Annotated in this window: 10 protein-coding genes; 2 read left to right on the top strand and 8 right to left on the bottom strand. The window is 41.1% G+C overall.

Features of this window, described 5'->3' with window-relative positions; all coding sequences use genetic code 11:
- Positions 1-3: 3 nt before the first annotated feature.
- Positions 4-951 (bottom strand): sodium-dependent bicarbonate transport family permease, encoded by a 948-nt coding sequence (locus KAN5_RS06830; RefSeq protein WP_138555840.1) that lies wholly within the window; start codon positions 949-951, stop codon positions 4-6.
- A 146-nt stretch (positions 952-1097) separates the two neighbouring features.
- Here KAN5_RS06830 and KAN5_RS06825 point away from each other — a divergent pair, with 146 nt between their 5' ends.
- Positions 1098-2042: a LysR family transcriptional regulator gene (locus KAN5_RS06825; RefSeq protein WP_244390799.1), complete on the top strand. Its 945-nt coding sequence runs from the start codon at positions 1098-1100 to the stop codon at positions 2040-2042.
- A gap of 264 nt (positions 2043-2306) precedes the next feature.
- Here the strand turns inward: KAN5_RS06825 and KAN5_RS06820 are convergent, their stop codons facing one another.
- The 3 genes from KAN5_RS06820 to KAN5_RS06810 form a co-directional block, all read right to left on the bottom strand.
- A complete protein-coding gene (locus KAN5_RS06820) occupies positions 2307-3308 on the bottom strand; it encodes a LacI family DNA-binding transcriptional regulator (RefSeq protein ID WP_244390798.1) in 1002 nt (333 codons plus the stop codon).
- A gap of 68 nt (positions 3309-3376) precedes the next feature.
- Positions 3377-4903 carry an MFS transporter gene (locus KAN5_RS06815; protein ID WP_016709339.1) on the bottom strand — a complete coding sequence of 509 codons (1527 nt, stop codon included), beginning with the start codon at positions 4901-4903 and terminating at the stop codon, positions 3377-3379.
- A 74-nt stretch (positions 4904-4977) separates the two neighbouring features.
- Positions 4978-6306 (bottom strand): GH1 family beta-glucosidase, encoded by a 1329-nt coding sequence (locus KAN5_RS06810; protein ID WP_016709340.1) that lies wholly within the window; start codon positions 6304-6306, stop codon positions 4978-4980.
- Positions 6307-6610: 304 nt separating this feature from the next.
- Here KAN5_RS06810 and KAN5_RS06805 point away from each other — a divergent pair, with 304 nt between their 5' ends.
- Entirely contained in the window at positions 6611-9193 is a 2583-nt protein-coding gene (locus KAN5_RS06805) for an exo 1,3/1,4-beta-D-glucan glucohydrolase (RefSeq protein WP_244390797.1), read from the top strand.
- 126 nt (positions 9194-9319) lie between these two features.
- On the opposite strand, the gene KAN5_RS06800 is transcribed toward KAN5_RS06805, so the two are convergent.
- The 4 genes from KAN5_RS06800 to KAN5_RS06785 all read right to left on the bottom strand — a co-directional run bounded on the left by KAN5_RS06800 (position 9320) and on the right by KAN5_RS06785 (position 16826).
- Entirely contained in the window at positions 9320-10810 is a 1491-nt protein-coding gene (locus KAN5_RS06800) for a tryptophan halogenase family protein (RefSeq protein WP_244390796.1), read from the bottom strand.
- 7 nt (positions 10811-10817) lie between these two features.
- The gene (locus tag KAN5_RS06795; protein WP_138554545.1) at positions 10818-12353 is read right to left on the bottom strand and encodes a tryptophan halogenase family protein; all 1536 of its coding nucleotides are present in this window, start codon (positions 12351-12353) and stop codon (positions 10818-10820) included.
- Between the two features lie 90 nt (positions 12354-12443).
- A complete protein-coding gene (locus KAN5_RS06790; RefSeq protein ID WP_244390795.1) occupies positions 12444-15416 on the bottom strand; it encodes a TonB-dependent receptor in 2973 nt (990 codons plus the stop codon).
- A 279-nt stretch (positions 15417-15695) separates the two neighbouring features.
- Positions 15696-16826, bottom strand: coding sequence for a GGDEF domain-containing protein (locus KAN5_RS06785; protein ID WP_244390794.1), 1131 nt, complete (start codon positions 16824-16826; stop codon positions 15696-15698).
- Between the last annotated feature and the right edge of the window lie 38 nt (positions 16827-16864).

Here is a 16864-nt window from a genome sequence, read left to right as displayed (position 1 = left end):
TAATTATTGTATAGCCACAGCCAATTGGTGATATAAACCAATCCCTACAGTGACGTTAAACGCGAAGGTAATACCCAGAGAACTGAGCATTGCCAAGCCGATATCTGCTTTTGGAATTGCAGCTTTAATCGCCGCGGGGGCGGCAATATAGGAGGCGCTGGCTACTAAGCTTGCTAATACAACCACGGAGCCTAGTTCGAGTTTTAAGGCTGTGCCGACAGTAACCCCAATTACGCCTAAAAACAGCGGTGTGATTAACGCAAACAATGCAACTCGCCAATGATGCCAAGGAATAGGACGCAGTGTTTTAGCAGCTGTTAATCCCATCTCCAGTAAAAATAACGCTAGTACCACTTTAAAACTGCTGGTAAGCAAGTTAGTCACTTGGCTGCCTTGTTGTGTACCGTAAAGCATACCAATGATAACGCCACCGACTAAAAGAATGATGCTTTTATTGGTAAGGGTTTCGTGCCACAGTGTTTTTAGTGAAAGCGTGCGTGTACTGTTGTTTTCTTTATCAAGACGTCTGTAAAGTAATAAGCCAACAATAATCGCCGGTAATTCTAGCATCACTAAATAAAGTGTAACCTCTGCGCCAACAATGAGTTGTGACGATTCGGCATAAGCCAGTGCAACGGCAAAAGTGCCTGCGCTGACAGATCCATAGTGGGCAGCAATACTGGCACTGTTAGCGACGGATAGTTTTACAACATACTTTAAAACTGGATAGAGCATCAGTGGAATAAATGCGCCCAACAACATTACTGAGCCCATTTCTGGCAGCAACTGCCAGCTTAGATTACCGTGCAGCACCATACCGCCCTTTAAGCCAATTGTGAGCATCAGCAGCAAACTAAGCGTTTCGTAGGTCGCTTGCGGTATTTTTAAATCAGATCGCAACAGCCCTGCAACCAAGCCTAAAACAAAAAACATTACAACAATATCTGGCACACTTTTCCCCTTAGTATGTGAAGTGGCGCTATTGTAATGAAAACTTTGTATAGTAAATAATAAAATGATTAATGGATGCCTATAGGTTATCATCTATAGGTTGCTGTACTTTAATATTGTTTATAATTTTTCTTTATGAGGTAGACATGGATTTAAGGCATATATCATTTCGATTGCTTGAAGTGTTTATGAGTGTGGTGAAAACAGGCTCGATCAGTGAGACAGCCAGAGCGCTGCATTTAACTCAACCTACGGTTTCTTTACAAATTAAGCGTTTACAAGAGGCGGTGGCAGAGCCGTTAGTTTTAATGCAACAGCAAAAATTAACGGTGACCGAAGCAGGCTTGGAGTTATTTAAAACATGCCAACAGATTTTTGGCCAGTTTGATGATTACAAAGACTTTTTAGCAGAACTTAGAGGCGGCGAGCGCGGCCGTTGTAAAATTGCTATGGTTAATACCGCCCAATATATTTTGCCTAAGTTACTTGGGCCATACAGTAATTTACATCCCCATGTTGAACTCCCCTTAGAAATTGGCAATCGTGCAGAGGTGTTGGGTCGCTTTGATCGTGGTGAAGACGATATTTATGTGTTCAGTCATCCGCCATCTCTGGAGCACGCAAAAGCGGCGCGTTTTTTACAAAATCCACTTGAATTTATTGTGCCCAGTACGCACTCCCTTGCAGCGGCCAGTGAGATCACGCTGGCTGAGCTGACAAGTTATCGATTTTTATTAAGAGAGCCGGGATCCGCTACCCGTATGTTGTTTGAAAGTGAATTACAGGGACGCGGTTTAGTGTTAAGTAACAGTGTACAAATGGCAAGTAATGAGGCTATTCGTGTCGCGGTATCATCTGGGATGGGGGTCGGTGTACTTTCTCGTCATGTACTGCCTAAAGGTGATGAGAGTTTTAAAGTGCTAAGTGTCAAAGATACGCAACTTGCCAGCCATTGGTATTTTGTTATTCGTACCGATCGGCATTTATCTCATGCGGCACGTAGCTTTTTGCAATTTGCTGAGCACAACTTAACGCGCTATTTAGATGCTCGCTGGGTATGCAATGAGCTAGGCCAGCTTGATCTAAACTGATACCAATCGACTTAATTATACCAATCGACTTAAATATTTAACCATTCTAGCGGGCTAAATAAAGCGCTAACTGCGTTATAAATTTTTCATGTACGACTGCATGGATGCAGGAGGTAGAGCAATGCAGGAGCAATTGCCGAGAACAACTACATGTCAAAATTTATGCCTTGTTATCACTGTATTTATCTGTCGCTATAAATGGTCAGTAACTTAACACGATTGGTATTACTTAACAGGATTGATATGAGTTCTTGCACTAACCAGTTATTTTAGCGACGGCGTTGAGTCACGCAAAATTAGATTTGGCTGGAAAATATAATTAATAGTAATGCCGGTGTGCTTATAAATATCTTTAAGTACTAAATTAGCTGCCATTTTTCCCATTTCTGGTACTGGGTTGTTGATCGTTGTAAGCGTTGGGTACAAGTAGTTGGTAAAAATGACGTTATCGTAACCAATAATGGCAAGATCACTAGGCAGGTTAAAGCCGTGCTCTCGGGCATACTTCATAGCCCCTGAGGCCATTTCATCATTTGCACACACTAGCGCTGTAAAGGAAACCTTGTTATCGATGAACGACTTCAAACCATCGTTACCGCCTGTTTCTTTGAAGTCGCCAATATAAAATAAGTTTTCATCGAACTCGATACCAAATTCACTCAGGGCTTGTTTATGACCTTTAAGTCGATCTGATGCATCTATTTTAAATTGTGGTCCTGCAATATACGCTATATTTTTATGACCTCGAGTGATCATGGTTTTAGTCGCTAAATACCCACCCATTACGTTATCCAGGCTGATGCAGTTGTCTTTGATCTCTTCAACATAGCGGCTCATTAAATAAATGGGCGTTTTACCTTGACTTAACTCAATTAAATATTCGTTTGAGACAGCTTCAACATGGGCAATAATGGCATCACAATTTCGGCTGATCAGAAATTCAAACCCGTTTTTCTCTTTAGTTTCGTCACTGTGACCTGGCGTGATTATTACGTGTTTGCCTGCCGCACGAAGTTGCTCTTCGATCGCAGACATCATTTGGCCGAAAAATGGACCATCTAACTCAGAGACTAAAATACCGACACTGCTGGTTCTACTTGAGGCAAGGGAGCGGGCAATAGAACTTGGTTGATAGCCAAGCTCTTGCATTGCCTCCATGACTTTCTTTTTAGTTTTTTTACTCACATAGTCATTATTATTCAGAACTCTGGATACAGTTGACAGGGATACACCTGCAAGCTCTGATACCTGATAAATTGTAGCCATTGATTTCCTAACGTTAATGCTCTGTTTTATATGATATTTTATAAATCAGTATTGAGTGTTTATGTAATTTACACATTCCTGCGACTAATTGCCAAGTCTTCTGTAATTTTTTGTGTCATTTGCGAAGTAAGTGGATAAATTAACATCAATGCTGCACCTAAGAATGCAAATGCTGCTGGTATCCAGCTCATTAATAATTGCATGCCGGGTAGTGATTGCTTGATAGTTGATTCATCCATACCGTTATAGCCGTAACCTGCTAATACAACCAACACCAACGCACCGGCAAAACCACCACCGGTTTTTTGTACAAAAGTACCAGCAGAATAGATTAAGCCTGTAGCACGGCGTTTGTTCTTCCACTCAGAATAATCAGCAGAATCCCCCAACATGCTAAAAAATAAGGTTGGCATCATGGCGGCAAAAAACTCAGCTGCACAACCAAAGGTGAAAACAGCCGCAATATTATCACTTGGCACCCAATAAAAGGCGGTAGTTAATAAGCCACTTAAAACCAGCGATACAATAAATAGGTTACGTTTGCCTAACACCTCAGCTAGTTTACCTGTCGCCAAAGCACCAAAAATAGAAACAATTAATAACGCGACAAAATACTGTCCAGCCATCAGTTCATCAGCAACCTGATACTTAAAGTAATAGGCAATAACACCATATTTAATACCATTGAACATCATGGTTAAAAAGCCAATACCGAGTAGGATAAGCCAAGGTTTGTTGGTTAATAAATCAACCATGTCGCGCTGCGTACCGGTTAAATTACTTTGATCTTTGTTGAGTAGTTTTTTTATTACGAACGTCATGACCGCCATAATCACAGCGAAAAATAAGCCACTGTAGATGTCACGATAGTAAAAGAATAAAGTGGTTGCGAGCAGAGGTAAAATAATAAACGGCAGATTTTTAGTTAAATCTTTGAGCTCTGATTTTAAACTCCCTTCGTTGGATGCATGTGGGATGACACGCTCTTTTGTTGACACAAAAGTGATCACCATCAATGCAATCAATAGTGCCGCAAATAAATACATAGTTAATTGGTAGCCTTTGGCATTATCGCCATCACCAAAATAAGCCACTAACTCAGGCAAAAAACCCATGACTAATAACCCGCCTGCAAACGCGCCAGCGAAACGAAAACTGGATAGTTTAGTTCGCTCGGTATCATCGGGGCTCATTACGCCCATTAAGGCTGAATAGGGCACATTACTGACGGTATAGGCGAGGGTTAAACCGATATAAGTGACGTAGGCGTAAATTAATTTATTGGTTTCATTGAAGTCAGGGGTGGTAAAACATAACACCATAAATAACCCTAACAAAGGAGCTGACCAGAGTATCCAAGGTCTAAACTTACCAAAGCGGGTGTTTGTCCTGTCGGCAATCATACCCATAATAATATCGGTCACACCGTCAGATAGACGCACGACTAAAAATAACATGGCAGCCGCTGCGGCAGAGATGCCAAAGGTGTCGGTATAAAACACCGCAAGATAGGCAAGAGCACCACGCCAAACTAAATTGGCACCGGCGTCACCCATGGCATAACCGACTTTTTCATATAAAGGTATTTTATTCACTGTGTGTTTCTTATCGTTGTTTTAAGTGACTAGCCGATTTTACATTGAAATTGTCGGCTAGTATAAGTTACCAATTAGCGATTGGTAATCAACTTACTGTATGCAAGGCCACTGGCTTTGACTGTACGTTGTTGCGTATGATAATCAACGTATACAATACCAAAGCGCTTTAAATAACCTTCGGCCCATTCAAAGTTATCCATTAAACTCCAAGCGAAATAGCCATCAACGCGAACACCTTGCTCAGTTGCGTTGTGTAGCGCTGTTAAATGTTGTTGATAGTAGCTAATACGATCTATATCGTTTACTTCACCATTATCAATTGTATCCTTCATCGCAGCCCCATTTTCGGTAATATAAATAGGTGGCAAGGTGTATTTTTCATTGAGTGATACTAATAAATCCGTGAGGGCTTGCGGGTAAATTTCCCAACCAATATCTGTCAGCGGCCCTTGGTGTGGACGCTCATCGTAAAAGTCATCATCACTCGCTTGATAATGCAGGCGAGTATAAAAATTTACGCCAAGATAGTCTAAAGGTTGTGCAATGATATCCATGTCACCGGGGTGAATTTCTGGGCGCTGTTCATTTGGTAATTGGTCAATGATGTCGGGGTATTTTCCTTCCATTACAGGGCGCATATACCACTGATTAATATAGTCATCTGCAAATGCAGTGGCTTTTAGATCAGCGTCACTTTGGCTTACTGGGTAGCAAGGGGTAAAATTTAGCACAATGCCATTTAGGGAGTTAGGGCTATTTTTAGCAAGAACTTGCATCGCAAGACCATGGCCTAATAATAAGTGATGTGCTGCTTTTCGGCCAAACTCGCGGCCCACAATACCTGGTGCATGAACACCAATTTCATAGCCTAAGTACGAGCTACAAAATGGTTCGTTTAGGGTTGCATAAGAATAAACACGTTCAGCAAATGCTTCGCTTACCAAATCAACATATTTTGCATATTCAAAAGCGGTATTACGGTTAAGCCAGCCTCCTTTATCTTCTAAATATTGTGGTAAATCCCAATGATAAAGGGTAACAAACGCTTTAATGTTGCGACGTGCCAATTCATCTAAAATATCTGTATAAAACTTTACACCAACCGGGTTTAGGCTACCATCTGCTTTGATCACGCGTGGCCAAGAAATAGATAAGCGGTAAGCATCAACACCTAAAGAGTCTATTAACGCAATATCATTTTCCCAATTGTGATAGTGATCACATGCAATTAAGCCGTTTGAATTATCAGCAATTTTACCTGGCGTGGCACAAAACGTATCCCAAATACACGGTAGGCGACTATCTGCAGCCCCTTCAATTTGAAATGATGCTGTAGCAACACCAAAGGTAAACTCTTTACTAAGTAGCGGCGAGTTAGTGGGTAAAGATAATTGTTTCATTAATAGAAAACCTCAGCTGGCATAGACAGTTTTTAAATATGTTTTTGTAGTCAAAAATTATAATGCTTGTGAAAGCGCTTCCATAAATAATTTGATTAATACGCTGTGATGGTATTTAATGCTATTTCGGGAAGCGCTTCCATATTCAGGTTAGTGACTATTTCTTAACAGGTCAATAGTTAAATTTAGATAACCCTAAATACTTGTTTGTTACTAATACCAAGTAGCAGGCTAGCCTAGGGCACACGATAACGTGTAGCCGGCGCTCTTAAACCAATCACTGATAAATGATAGGTAAATAAAAATGATAAAACACTTACACACAACAAAGTTACCCATTTTAAGTATGTTAACTGGCTTAGCACTGCTTGCAGGTTGTTCGAATAGCGAAGCTGAAAAATCGAGTTATACATCGGATCTGGCAAAAGAAGTTAATGCGCTTGACGGTAATTTAGCAATTTGGCCCAAGCTGAATTACCAAGTAGAGAAGGATCCAAAAATAGAAGCAAAAATAGCCCACTTTCTAGAGTCTATGACCCTTGAGCAAAAAGTGGCACAGATGATCCAGCCTGAAATACGCGATATAACGGCTGATGATATGCGTCAATATGGTTTTGGCTCTTACTTAAATGGGGGAGGATCATTTCCTAATGCTAATAAGCACGCCACTCCCCAAGATTGGATAGCCTTAGCTGAAGCTATGTATCAGGCCTCAATTGATGACTCGTTGGATGGCAGTCGTATTCCTACTATGTGGGGCACTGATGCCGTACATGGTCATAATAACGTTATTGGCGCGACGTTGTTCCCTCACAATATAGGGTTAGGCGCTGCGAATAATCCCGCTTTAATTGAAAAAATAGCCGCTGCAACGGCAATCGAAGTGATGACAACGGGCATTGATTGGGTATTTGCCCCAACCGTTGCTGTTGTGCGTGATGATAGGTGGGGACGTACTTATGAAGGCTATTCTGAAGATCCAGAAATTGTACGTGAATACTCTGCGGCAATCGTTAATGGTCTGCAAGGTCATGCAAATGGTGATTTTTTAAGTGATAAGCGGGTGATCAGCACGGTTAAGCATTTTTTAGGTGATGGTGGCACTGTTGATGGTGACGATCAAGGAGATAATATTGACTCTGAACAAGCGCTGTTTGATATTCATGCACAAGGCTATATAGGCGGCCTTGCTGCAGGCAGTCAATCTGTGATGGCGTCGTTTAATAGCTGGCATGGAAAGAAAAATCATGGGAATAAATACCTGTTAACCGATGTATTAAAAACTCAAATGGGGTTTGATGGTTTTGTCGTTGGCGACTGGAATGGCCACGGACAAGTGGCAGGTTGTACTAACGAAAGCTGCCCGCAAGCAGTGAATGCCGGCCTTGATATATTCATGGTGCCAACAGGTGCGTGGAAGCCATTGTATGAAAATACCATTGCGCAAGTTAACGCGGGTGAAATCGCCATGAGCCGCATTGATGATGCCGTTGCACGTATTTTAAGGGTGAAACTTAGAGCAGGACTATTTGATAAACCAAGCCCGGCTAACCGCCAATTTTCTGGTAAAACACAATTGATTGGTGCTCAGGAACACCGTGCTATTGCAAGACAAGCTGTGCGTGAATCACTGGTTTTATTAAAAAATAAACAAAATATTTTACCATTAGCTGCTAACTCACGAATTTTAATCGCCGGAGATGGCGCTGATAACATTGGTAAACAATCGGGTGGTTGGAGTATTACTTGGCAAGGCACGAATAACGAAAATGCTGATTTTCCAGGCGCCACATCAATTTACGCAGGTTTAAAAGCACAAATTGATGCTGCCGGTGGTGAAGCAATCTTAAGTATTGATGGGTCTTTTGAGCAGCAGCCTGATGTGGCTATTGTGGTGTTTGGCGAAGAGCCTTATGCAGAAGGTCATGGCGATCGAGACAATCTTGAATTTGAGCGCAATAATAAAAAGTCGTTGGCGTTATTAAAAACACTTAAATCAAAAGGTATTCCAGTTGTGTCAGTGTTTATTTCAGGGCGACCAATGTGGGTCAATGCTGAGTTAAATGCATCGGATGCATTTGTTGCAGCCTGGTTACCTGGCACTGAAGGGCAGGGCGTTGCTGATGTATTACTTAGAGGTCCTGATGGACGAAGCCAATACGACTTCAAAGGCAAACTGTCTTTTTCATGGCCTAACTCACCATTACAAACGAGCGTTAATAAAGGTGATAAAGAGTATTCACCGCTATTACCTTATGGTTTTGGTTTAACTTATGGCGATACGAGTACTCTTTCTGATGATCTAAGTGAAGACTCCGGTGTTGATATCGCTGACTTGGCTCCGCTTGGCATTTTTAATGGTTCATTGACCAACCCATGGCGATTATTCTTAAAGTCAGGCGAGCAGCAACATCAGGTGGTTAGTAACAGTGTGGCGTTTGCTGGTATTGAATATCGAACAGAAGATAAAGATATTCAAGAAGATGCGCTGTCGTTTGTTTTTAAGGGTAACGAATTAGCAATCGCTGAGATAAACAGTAACTTCACTGAAGACAAGGTTGCTTATATTGAAGCAAATTCAACATTAAGCTTTGATTATAAAGTCAAAAGTACACCTAGCTCCGCGCTTTACATTGCCATGACGTGTGAACAGGGCTGCGGTGGTCGAATTGATATAAGCCAGGTGTTAAATAATTCAGCACTAAATACATGGCAAACGCTCAGTATTGATTTGAAGTGCTTTGCAGATAAAGGTGTTGATTTTGCAAGGGTAACTAGTCCATTTTCATTACAGAGTGAAGGTCAGGCTGAGATATCTGTAGCGAATATTAATTTTGTACCAGAAGGTGTAAAGCAAGGTGCGCTCACTTGCCCAGCAAGTGAGTAAGCTATAAATAATAAATTTTTAACGTATTTTGTTGTGTTGTCCAAAGCCCTTTAATTTTAAAGGGCTTTTTATCTTTTTAAAGTAATTATTTAACGTTTTTACTGTATTTAGTAAATTTGGCTCAAGTTAGTTAGCTGGGCAATATTGTTGTAAAAATGCTTCATGGGCTGGCAGCTGTGCGACGCGCTGGCTAATTTGCTGTTTGATACTGCTTAGAAAGCGCGTTAATTCTTCATCACTCATTAAACTGGCAATGAGATGGTACTGTTTAGGTTTAATACCTTGACCAAGCATTACTTGCACCCAAGAATCAACTCTAAAAATATCACCGTCATCTAAAAATACCCGGCCAGTTTCTTTGAACAAACTAATTTTATGGGCGAGGGTATCGGGTACTTCCATGTTTTGACAATGACGCCAAAATTCACTGTCGTTACGTTCAGTGACTTTATAATGTAAGACAATGAAGTCGCGGATATTTTCGATTTCACTTTTTAATTGTTTATTGTATTCACTAATCGCTTGCTCAGTGATCCCATTAAACGGAAATAGTCGCATAAAGCGAATTACACCTGACATGATCAAGTGAATGCTGGTGGATTCAAGCGGCTCGACAAAACCACTGGCAAGGCCCAGCGCCAAACAGTTTTTATTCCAGCCTTTGCGGCGGCGACCGGTTTTAAACTTAATAACTCTGGGTTCAGTTAAAGTTTCACCTTGAATATTATCAAGCAGTAGTTGCTTTGCGTCTTCATCACTTAGATAGCGACTACAAAAAACGAGGCCATTACCAACACGTTGTTGCAGAGGAATTTGCCATTGCCAGCCCGCATCGTGGGCAATTGAGCGAGTATAAGGGGGGATCTCATCACTAATGGCTTTGGTTTGTACAGCAATAGCGCTGTCGCATGGTAGTAAATGAGACCAATCTTCGTAACCAGTATGCAAGGCCTGCTCAATCAGTAGTCCACGAAAGCCGGTGCAATCAATAAAAAAGTCACCGTCTAGGGTGCTTTCGTCACTAAGGGTTAAACTTTTTATATTACCGGTTTCAGCACATTTATTGACTCGTGTAATTTTCCCTTCCACACGTTTAACCCCGAAATCGTGCGAAAAATCACGTAAAAATAATGCGTAGCGACTGGCGTCTAGATGAAATGCATAGTTTATAGGGTTTTGTTGATTAAATGCACATTTGCCTTGTTTAGCGGCTTGTAGCTCATAACAGTAATCCGCAAATTCTGATTTAAGCCCTAACGATAAGCTATGCAGCCAAAAGTGATGAAACTCACCGGCCCAACACTCTTTGCCCGTCATGCCAAATGAGTGAATATAATCAGTGTTTTTTTGTCCCCAATTTTCAAAGCTGATCCCTAACTTAAAGCTGGCTTGCGTGGCTTTCATAAATGCTTGCTCGTCGATCCCCAGTAATTTATGGAAAGTACGAATGGGCGGGATAGTTGCCTCGCCAACGCCTATTGTGGCTATGTCATCAGACTCAACAAGCGTGACGTTGATATTTTTTCCGACGAGTTTGCCAAGGGCCGCAGCAGCCATCCAGCCTGCAGTGCCGCCTCCTGCGATCACCACATTTTTTATCTGTTTAGTGTGTGTCATACTTTGATCACGCCTTATTATTTAAAAGTTGATTTAATAACGTGCGATTTGTTGGTAAAGCTTGCAAGCATTGAGCAATCTTGGCACGGTTTTGCTGGTAAAAATAATGCCCCGCTTTGGGGTTATAAAAGGCATTTTCTGCTGTTGCAGCTTGGCTGTGAAAGCCCATACCATAAAGTACATATTGATAACTGGCTGAAGGAAATATTTCTTCATTTTCAATCAAATCAAAGCGACTTGGTGGCTGGTATTGCCACAGTGCCAATAACTCAGTTAAGCGGGCCGGAATACTTGCTGGACTTTTTATATCCAGCCAATATTGGCTGTCATCTCGTTCACTTAAAATATAGTGCAGCTTTAAAAAGTCGATTACACGCTGCCAGCGATAACTAAAGCGCTGGTTAAATCGAGTTGCTAGCAATTGCATATGCACACGATCATGTGGCATTTGCTCACTTAGCATATTTAACGATAACTCGACCATAGCAAGGGCAGAGGCTTCTAACGGCTCAATAAAACCTTGTGACATTCCCACAGCAATACAGTTTTTGATCCAAAAGTGTTTTCGGTAGCCAGGGGTAAAACTCAGCTTTCTGGTTTGTATTTGTTCAGCAGCTTCAGCGCCTACTGATTGTGTAGCGTAGTTTTTTAAGGTCTTAACAGCGGTGTGTTCATCGCAATATTTATCACAATAGGTGTAGCCAATACCACGACGACTTGGTAAGCCGATATCCCAGATCCAACCATGGGATTGAGCTGTTGATATCGTTGCGCTGGCTATGTCTTGTTGCTGATTATTATAGGGAAGGTGCGCAGCAATCGCACTGTTATTAAACAATGTCTGCTCTTGATTAATAAACGCTGCGTTATAATGTTCTGCAATTAGGCGAGCTCGGGCACCGGAACAGTCAATAAACAAGTCGCCCTTTATTTCACCGTGCTGTTTTGTTGTTAATGAGCGAATATAGCCTTGATTATCGTTATTTACCGCCACGACATCATCCATAATATGAATTACGCCAAGCTTATTTTCGCAATGGTTTTTTAAGAAGCTTGCAAATTTACCAGCATCAAGATGATAACCGTAGTTTGTCACTGCTGCGTATTCTGGTGTGCTAGCTTGTTTAGGAGCAAGACCTGCTTGGCAGACAAAGCTTTGCATATTAATGGCATCGGCGTATTTTTGACTAGCAGCATGATGTTGCCAGTAGGCGTGCAAATCAGTCTCTAAATACCCTGCGGGCGTCATAAAAGGGTGGTAGTAGTTATCGCCTGGGGTTAAATTGCGCCAGTTGATAAACTTTGAGCCTTGCTTGAATGACGCATCACAATACTTTAAAAAGTCGACTTCTTTAATTCCGATACGTTTTAGCGTATTACGCATCGATGGCCAAGTACCTTCACCAACACCGGAAATTGCAATGTGAGCGGATTCAATTAAAGTAATGTGTTTATCAGGGTGTTCCGCGCTTAGCAGTCCTGCACTTAGCCAGCCTGCAGCGCCGCCGCCAAGTACCACAATGTGTTGTATTTTGTTATTCATTGTGTGTCTTCTATTGTCTAATTAAAACGACAAAAGCCGCTAATAGCTAGCGGCTTGATACTCATTAAATTAATGAGTAGCACCTCTTACTTAAAAGTTATAACGCATACCTATATTATAACGGGCGCCACTTTGTTCTAAGTTCCATAATTGAGCTTGATATCGGCCATGCTGACGCATATTTTGCTCAGTGATATTAAGTCCTTCAATAAAGAATGACATTTTTTCACTGTAGTTGTAGGCAATATTAAAATCAATTTGATAATACTCTTCAGTGAAGCTTGGCTCATTAACATAACGTGCCGCGCTGTTTAAGAATTTATCACGCCAGTTATAAGCAATACGTGCTTGAAACTTGTCGTTTTCGTACATAGCAATCAAGTTGGCAGTATCACTTAAGCCCACCAGTGCAAACTGAGTGGTTGTGGGATCTGCTGCGACATTAAAATCAATGTCACCATTTACTATGGTGTAGTTAGCTTGTAAACCAAAACCAGTGTCATCAAAAAAGTGTTGAACTGCGAACTCATAACCATCAATTTTAGCATCTTTATTGTTGGTTGGTACTTGAGCAGTAAAGTCCATCAATGGATCATCTGCGTTAGGTAAAACATCATAAGCGGCTTCAAATTCTTCATAACTCATCGAATCAAAAGCTACCCCATTTTCCATGGCCGCAACCATTTGGAATAGGTTTGAATCTGTAAATGCTAAGCCTTGTGCTTCTAGCTCTGCTTTTGCAGCTTCGGCGCGAGGGCCTGCGGATACATCACGTAAACCATAGTAGTTTTGTGTCATAGGTGACAGGCCAATAAAATTGTCTACTTTTTTATTAAAGTAACCCACGGATACATAGCTTACATCAGTAAAGTACCATTCAGCAGAGACATCAAAGTTATCTGATTCAAGTGGTACGAGGGCAGGATTACCCGTTGAAGCCGGCGCATTAGTGGTCCCTGGAATAATCGTGGGGCCTGTTGGTACGCCAACCGTGGCCGCTGAACTTAAATTGTCATAAGTCGGGCGGGCGATAGTTGTGCTGTAAGAGGCACGTAGCGTTACATCATCATGAACATTGATATCAAAATCTAAGCTAGGTAAAAAGTGGTTATAACTTGAGCTTAGTGAATAATCTTCTTTATTCGTGCCGTAACGCACATTAAAGTCATTATTACCTTCCCATGCTACTGCATCAGGTAAATCAATATTCGCGGTTGAGGTGATATCGGTTGTTTCGTAGCGCGCACCTATAACTAAGTTAAATGGCATACCACTAATTTCATTTGTGTAATTGTACTGCACAAATGCTGCTTTGATATCTTCTTCAATTGTACGATTGGTTGCGTATGCACCATCAGCTGCAAAATTGAACCCATACTGCTCTGCCGCCCAATAACCAATTTGTGAAGCGCTGCCAGTAAAGCCTTGATCAAATGAGCCACTGGTATCGTAATCATCAAACTCAGCTAAGAAATTCGTCGGATCTAAATAGCCATCGGGTAATTCACCAGGGTTTTCAATGCCCCAGTTACCCATGGTATTACGAGTAAGTGATTGTAGTGAATGGCTTTCCATTGAGCGTGATTCAATACCAAAATCTATGCTGCCGTTATCCATTACATAATTACCATGTAGGCGGAATTCATCCACAGTTGATTCTTGACTGGCGAAGTTGGCATCAAGAATCGAAGTACCTACATCAGCTTGTTCTAGTGCACCGCTGCAATTAAGATTTGCACGGCTGCAGTCATCAAAATCAATCATCATTGAGGGTAAATCACGGCTGAAATCAACTTCTTGAGCAGCAACTACATTAGCCCCTAAACCTGCATTTACCCAACTACCGTATGGGGCATCAGGTTTACTGGTCGCTTTTGAGCTATGTGCATCAAACATAAAACTAAGTTGGTCACTAAAATAGTACTCAATATTTAAACCAATCGAATTATTCTCATTTACTTGGTTTTGTTCTTGTAACGCTAAACCTAAATCACGAGTTGATAAATCACGTCGCTCTTCGCGGTAATAAATTGGGGTTTTAACTTCGTTATCATCAAAGATTAAATGGGTTTTATAGTTATCCATCCAAATTGATTGTTCTGCACGGGCTTCAAATAACTCTTGCTGTGAGTAGGTGTAATCAAGCGTGGCGGTCAGTGAGTCGATAGGGCTGTACTGGAATGTTAATTGGGCATTGGTGCGAGTACGTTCACGGTCGGCGATGGTGTAACGTAAGTCCGAAGGCATTGAATAGTATTGACCCATTGCTGGGACATTTTCTAACACTATGTCATCTGCAGCTTGAGGAATTGTGCCGTCATATTCAGTAGTACGCCACTCATTTACAAAAGCCCCTGTTGCTGAGCTATCTCGTTCTTGCATGCTGGCTGTGAGGGATACACCAAATTTTGCTTCTTCGTCTGTCCAACTAAATATCCCTGAAATTTCTGGCGTTATATCGTCACCTACACGATTCGTTGTATCGTGTTGTGCTTTAACACCAACATTGGCAACGAGGCCAGGGTTATCAAGTGGACGAGCAGTATTGATATTGATTGTTGCACCAATCCCCCCTGATGCAATACTGGCTTTACCGGTTTTATATACCTCTACAGACTTAACACTTTCGGATGCAAGGTTGGCAAAATCATAAGCGCGCGAATTTGGTGCTCCACCACCTGCTGGCAGGGAAGCGGCTGGCATAGTACGACCGTTTAATGTCACCATATTATAATCAGGACCAAAACCACGTACTGTTACCTTAGAGCCTTCGCCATTGCTGCGGTCAATTGATACCCCCGTGATCCGCTGTAAAGATTCTGCAAGGTTAGTATCAGGGAATTTACCTATGTCTTCTGAAGATATTGCATCTACAACGCCTGAAGAATAGCGTTTTAATTGAGTAGATTCTTTAATACTGCCTTTAAAACCAGTGATTTGAATTACTTCAAGATCCTCTTGCTGCTCAACCTCTGCTGCATAGGCCGATAGCGTAGTTGCTGCACCTAAAATCAAAGATAAGCTGGTCGCTAACTTTGTTTTCTTTAAAATATGACTCGACATTAGGTTTCCCTCGTACAGTTATCATTATTATTAACCACTTTTATCAAAAGCGATATTATTGTGTGTGGAAGCGCTTCCAGAAAGTGGTGTGACAATTTGTGAAAGCGCTTCCAGAGAAATCTAGTGCAATTTTCATGTTACGTCAACAAGTGTATTTAATTAATTGGAATAAAATTGTGTCTAAAATGTATCTTAATGATTTATTTAATTATTAATAATTTATAAAAATTGGCAGGGTGTCATAAATATGGGAAACGAAGTTTAACAGCCGATCAGCATCTAAATAGCCACAACCACCTGATTGCGGCCATTGTGTTTTGCTTGATATAAGCCTTTATCTGCTTTAGCTAGTAAATCATTGATATTACTGTCTCCTGTACGTTTGATAACACCAATACTGAGTGACAAAGAGATACTGTGTTGCTTATATATAAACGGTTGGTTTTTGATAGCAAGCCTGATCCGCTCTGATAATGCCTGTGCATTTTTTTCAGAAGTATTAGGGAGTAAAATTGCAAATTCTTCACCGCCAATCCTAGCTACAATGTCATGCTCACGTAACTGTGCTTGAATCTTTGTGGCAACCCATTTTAAAGCCTCATCGCCAGTCTCATGGCCAAATTGATCATTCACTTTTTTGAAAAAATCAATATCAATCATCAAAGCACACAATTCTTTTTGGTAACTATTGGCTTGTTCTAAATGCGTGGCGCTGAGGTTTAAAAATGCGCGTCGGTTAAGTAATCCTGTCAGTGGGTCTAAATTAGCTAAATCGGTTAAAACTTGCTCTGATTCTAAAAACATTAAAACCGGCCAGACTAACGCGGTGCAAGTGGAGATCACAATATGACTAATTAAGATTACTGCCAGCGCTTGCTGCGTATCGATCACTGATGTTGGTGCAGAAACTAAAAGTGCGGCTTGGCAAAACATTAATAGGGCATGTATCACAAAACAAATTTGTAGCAGTAAAAAATGGCTAACACGTCCCACATGTAACTTATTTAGCGCATAAGCGGCATAACAAAAGCTGCACGCAATGACTAACGTGGTATAAAGTTGAGCAAAGGACGTACTATAAAAAGGCATTAAAATTATGACAGATACCAGCAGCACGCTAATACAGGCTGTAAATTTGCTTTTCTCTGTGTTGTTGTATGCATGTATACCGAGTATTGCAGCCAAAGGCGCGATGATAATTAATAGGTCGGCTAGGTAATGAGAAATCAGATTTAAATCACTATACGCCCTTAATGAGGCTGTGACTTGAGCAAGCACAAAAATAAAACAAGAGCAGCACCAGTACAAGTAGGTTTTTTGTTTTTTGAGCCGATACAAAGACAACAAAAATGAATCAATGAGGGTATTAAGTATTATAGAAAGTATGATGATTGTAGGTAAATGCATCATGGTTGGTTTATCTTATCCATCAAATTTAATTGCCTTTA

Source organism: Pseudoalteromonas sp. KAN5 (assembly GCF_022846535.1).
Lineage (GTDB): Bacteria > Pseudomonadota > Gammaproteobacteria > Enterobacterales > Alteromonadaceae > Pseudoalteromonas > Pseudoalteromonas haloplanktis.
This window is presented reverse-complemented; position numbering and strand designations above follow the sequence as displayed.

Coding starts and splice junctions, on each gene's coding strand:
- KAN5_RS06800 (WP_244390796.1), bottom strand. CDS start 10,810: ATGACACACACTAAACAGATAAAAAATGTGGTGATCGCAGGAGGCGGC.
- KAN5_RS06825 (WP_244390799.1), top strand. CDS start 1,098: ATGGATTTAAGGCATATATCATTTCGATTGCTTGAAGTGTTTATGAGT.
- KAN5_RS06810 (WP_016709340.1), bottom strand. CDS start 6,306: ATGAAACAATTATCTTTACCCACTAACTCGCCGCTACTTAGTAAAGAG.
- KAN5_RS06820 (WP_244390798.1), bottom strand. CDS start 3,308: ATGGCTACAATTTATCAGGTATCAGAGCTTGCAGGTGTATCCCTGTCA.
- KAN5_RS06785 (WP_244390794.1), bottom strand. CDS start 16,826: ATGATGCATTTACCTACAATCATCATACTTTCTATAATACTTAATACC.
- KAN5_RS06790 (WP_244390795.1), bottom strand. CDS start 15,416: ATGTCGAGTCATATTTTAAAGAAAACAAAGTTAGCGACCAGCTTATCT.
- KAN5_RS06805 (WP_244390797.1), top strand. CDS start 6,611: ATGATAAAACACTTACACACAACAAAGTTACCCATTTTAAGTATGTTA.
- KAN5_RS06795 (WP_138554545.1), bottom strand. CDS start 12,353: ATGAATAACAAAATACAACACATTGTGGTACTTGGCGGCGGCGCTGCA.